A 4076-nucleotide genomic window follows, 5' to 3' on the forward strand; every position below is an offset into this window, starting at 1 on the left:
GGCCACAATTCCTCCGGTCAGGTTTCCTGGAGCACGCCACGGATGGTGAGGTTAATGCGGCCACGGCTGTCGATTTCCCGGACCCGCACCGTGACGGTATCCCCCACTTTGACGATATCATCCACTTTCTCCACCCGGGTTTCCGAGAGTTGGGAGATGTGGATCATGCCTTCCTTGCCGGGGAGGATTTCCACAAAGGCGCCAATGGGAATGACGCGGGTGACGGTTCCGCGGAACATCTCCCCTTCGTGAACTTTGCGGGTCAGTCCGTCAATAATGCGACGGGCCTCCCGGGCGGCGGCGCCGTCATGGCTGGCGATGGTCACCAGGCCTTCGTCGCCGATGTCAATTTTGGTGTTGGTGCGTTCCGTGATGCCCTTGATGGTGCGACCGCCAGGGCCAATCACCGTGCCAATCAACTCGGGACTGATGCGGAAGGTGAGCAGGCGCGGGGCATGGGGCGACAGGTCTTCCCGGGGTTTGTCGATGGTTTTTTGCATCTCCGCCAGGATATGCAGCCGGGCAGGTTGCGCCTTGTGGATGGCTTCACCAATGGTGGCCATGGGCAAGCCGGTGATCTTCATGTCCATTTGCAGGGCCGTGATCCCTTTCTCCGTGCCCGCCACCTTGAAGTCCATATCCCCCAGAAAATCCTCGATTCCCTGAATATCCGTGAGGATGCGCACGTCGCTCCCCTCCTTGATCAGCCCCATGGCTGCCCCACCGACGGGAGCTTTGATGGGCACTCCGGCATCCATCAGGGCCATGGTGCTACCGCAGACGGAGGCCATGGAGGTGGAGCCGTTGGAGCTGAGCACCTCGGACACCACCCTGATGACATAGGGGAACTCTTCCTTCTTGGGCAAGACGGGTATCAGCGCCCGCTCAGCGAGAGCGCCATGGCCAACTTCCCGGCGACCGGGAGAACGGAGGGGGCGGGTTTCGCCTACGGAGAAGGGGGGAAAGTTGTAATGGTGCAGATAGGTTTTTTCGCTGGACGGATTGAGATCGTCCAACTCCTGGGCATCACTGGGGGTGCCCAGGGTGGTGGCGGAGAGCACCTGGGTGAGGCCCCGCTGAAACACCGCCGAGCCATGCACCTTGCGGGGCAGAATGCCCACAGCCGAGGAAATGGTGCGCACTTGGTCCAGCGTGCGGCCATCCACCCGCTTGCCCTCGGTGAGGATCTGGCCCCGCATCAGCTTTTTGGTGAGGGCCTTGTAGCTGGTTCCGAAAAGCTTGATGTTTCTGGACACGGCAGTGCGCACGGGATGATCCTCGTTCAGGTTGAGGATTCCGCTGGCCACATGGGACTTGATGATGCTGAGCTTGTTGTCCCGATCCGCCTTGCTGAGATCGAATTCCGCCAGCACGGCGCGAATGCTGTCGGAGCACTGGGCCTCCAGATAGTTCAACACCACCGCATCGGTGGTTTCCGGCTCCACCCGCACGGGGCCAATGTCCAGTTCCTTGAGGATGTCCTGCTGGTGCTTGATGAGATCAAGCACCGCCTCGTAGCCAAAATCAATGGCCTCGATCACGTCATGCTCGGGAAGCTGCTTGGCTCCGGCTTCCACCATCACCACCCCATGGGGGGTGCCGGCCACCACCAGGTCCAGATCGCTGCGCTCAATTTCCCGGAAGCTGGGGTTAATGACAAAATCGTCCCCCAGGAGGCCAACCCGCACGGCCGCCATGGGTCCGGCAAAGGGGAGGCGCGCCAGAAGGGTTGCCATGGACGAGCCGGTGACCGCCAGCACGTCAGGGGGCATCCGCTCATCCAGGGCCTGGCATGTGGCCACCACTTGAATGTCGTCCCGCAGCCAACCGGGAAACAGGGGCCTCAAGGGACGATCCATCAACCGACACGTGAGAATCGCCCGCTCCGGAGGGCGACCTTCCCGTCGCTGATAGCTGCCGGGGATGCGCCCCGCTGCATACATGCGCTCTTCGTAGTCACAGAGGAGGGGCAGGAAATCCACCCCCTCCCGGGCTGCCGAGCGGGTAACGGTCACGAGAACCACTGTGCCGCCGCACTCCAGCATCACTGATCCACCCGCCTGGGGGGCAAACCGGTTGATGGTCAGTTGAACCTCACGTCCATCGAAGGAAAATGACCGACTTTCTCCTTGCACGCTTGTTGTTTCCTCAGTTTGTGGTTTGTTTTGACCTCCTCCCCGTCCTGAAGGTCGGGGATTCCTTTCCGGATCCGGCGCGTGCCTCGTCCTTCAGGTTGGTTCCTGTTTCATGGCCGGATGGGGGCGAACCCGTCAACCTCCCAACTCAACAGGCGGTTTTACGTCTCCACCAGCCCAGCGGCGACGGCGCTTGGACATGGCGCTATCCAAGCATAGCTGCCATTCCAGGCTCACCAGGATGATTTAACCACGCCTGGCAGGAGCCCGGCGTGGGCCTTCTGGCGCAGTTGATTGCGGCAGAGCCCGAAATCACGCACCACCCCACGGGGCTTGCCGGTGGCCCAGCAACGGTTGCGCTGGCGATTGGGGGCGCTGTTGCGGGGAAGCTGCTGCAGTTTGAAGTGGACCTCCAGCTTTTCCATGGGATCCTCCGCCGCAACAAAGGCAGCCTTCAGGGCCTCACGCTTGGCGCGGAACTGCTTCGCCAACTTGCGACGCTTCACGTCACGGGCAATCATCGATTTCTTTGCCATCAAAACCGCTGTTGGTAGAAGGGAACCCTAACCCATCATGGGTCCGATGGGGTTGGTTCGTGACCGGCGCTAAGCCCGGGATCGGCGGGGATCGTCATGGAAGGGCTGCACCCCGATGTGAGGCGGCTCAAGGCGGTGCTCCCGCTCGGGTTCACCAAAGGAATGGGCGAGGCCTTCTGCAAACCAGCGGCGCAGCTTGCCCACCAGGGAGAAGTTGTTCATGGCATCGGGAGGGAAACCTATGGCCATGCTGCTGCAGGGTGAACCGGATGCCCCCATGGCTCCCGGGAATTTAAGCAAGACTTCAACGACGACGACGGCGCTGCATGGCTTTGCGCTTGGCCTTCTCGAAATGGTTTTCATGGTGGCGAAGGCGCTTCAACTCTGCAAAAATGCCCGCCTTCGATACCTGGCGCTTGAACCGGCGCAGGGCGGACTCGATGCTTTCGTTTTCGCCAACAGTGACTTGAGCCATGCAGAAAGGGTGTCCGGACAAAACAGGCTAGACAGTGTAGTCCTCAGGAGGACCGACTGTTCCAGGCCGTGGCCATGAGCAGGGTAAGCACAGTCCCCGGCGCACTCACCGCCAGGATGATCATGGTGGGGACCGCACCCAACCGGGGATCCCCATAGGCCAACTCGAATACCGACCCCGTGGCCGCAATACCCAGCAGGCAGGACAGGGCCAGCAACAGCCCCGCAAGCGGTTTCATGGGCATGGCACAGGCTGCAACAAGGGCCACAAGCTACACAACGGCATGGACCGCACTGGGGGCAAAGCCATGGTGGTCGAGTTCCCGGTGCAGATCCTCCACAACCTGGACGCGATCCACAAACAAAATCCCGTTGAGGTGGTCCATCTCGTGCTGAATACAACGACCCAGGAGGCCGTCCGCCTTGCGCCGCTGTTTGCGTCCCAGCTCATCGGTGAACGTCACCTCCACCACCGTGGGCCGCACCACGCTCAGGTAGACCCCGGGAATGCTGAGGCAGCCCTCCTCCCGGGAGTCCACAGAGGCGCCGTAGGCCGTAATCTCCGGGTTGATCAGCACCAGAGGGGGCGTGCTGGGGTTTTCAGGGTCCAGGTCAATGACCAGCACCTGCTTGTGAACACCCACCTGGGTTGCCGCCAGACCAATGCCCTGGGCGCTGTACATGCTGCGCAGCATGTCGCGGCAGAGTTGACGGATGTTGTGGTCCACCCTGGATACCCGCCGTGCGGGTTGACGCAACTCCTGGTCCCCCAGGTGGTGGATGGCGAGGGGAGCCGGCCCATCAACCTGCTTCTCGACCGTTACCGAGGCTTCACGGCGGGCCGCCCGATGGGCAAGGCTGGCGAAGCTGGTTTTAGGCATGGAAAATTCCTTCAACCATTTTCCCTTGAAATTAAGAAGAAAATCATGGA

Annotated in this window: 6 protein-coding genes; all 6 read right to left on the bottom strand. The window is 61.3% G+C overall.

Translation table 11 applies throughout. The features are described from left to right. Positions 1-17: 17 nt before the first annotated feature. Positions 18-2135 carry a polyribonucleotide nucleotidyltransferase gene (locus BG35_RS10845; protein WP_034417753.1) on the bottom strand — a complete coding sequence of 706 codons (2118 nt, stop codon included), beginning with the start codon at positions 2133-2135 and terminating at the stop codon, positions 18-20. A gap of 233 nt (positions 2136-2368) precedes the next feature. Beyond that, entirely contained in the window at positions 2369-2671 is a 303-nt protein-coding gene (gene rpsN / locus BG35_RS0107220) for a 30S ribosomal protein S14 (protein WP_025782301.1), read from the bottom strand. Between the two features lie 69 nt (positions 2672-2740). Beyond that, positions 2741-2920, bottom strand: a complete 180-nt coding sequence (locus tag BG35_RS13365; protein WP_152535217.1) for a hypothetical protein — start codon at positions 2918-2920, stop codon at positions 2741-2743. A gap of 55 nt (positions 2921-2975) precedes the next feature. Continuing rightward, the gene (gene rpsU, locus BG35_RS12140; protein ID WP_046839376.1) at positions 2976-3146 is read right to left on the bottom strand and encodes a 30S ribosomal protein S21; all 171 of its coding nucleotides are present in this window, start codon (positions 3144-3146) and stop codon (positions 2976-2978) included. Positions 3147-3189: 43 nt separating this feature from the next. Next, positions 3190-3390: a hypothetical protein gene (locus BG35_RS0107230; protein WP_025782302.1), complete on the bottom strand. Its 201-nt coding sequence runs from the start codon at positions 3388-3390 to the stop codon at positions 3190-3192. 27 nt (positions 3391-3417) lie between these two features. Further along, positions 3418-4026, bottom strand: coding sequence for a peptide deformylase (gene def / locus BG35_RS0107235; protein ID WP_034417756.1), 609 nt, complete (start codon positions 4024-4026; stop codon positions 3418-3420). Positions 4027-4076 lie beyond the last annotated feature (50 nt).

This window comes from Candidatus Synechococcus spongiarum SH4 (assembly GCF_000586015.1).
GTDB classification, from domain to species: Bacteria; Cyanobacteriota; Cyanobacteriia; order PCC-6307; family Cyanobiaceae; genus Synechococcus_B; species Synechococcus_B spongiarum_F.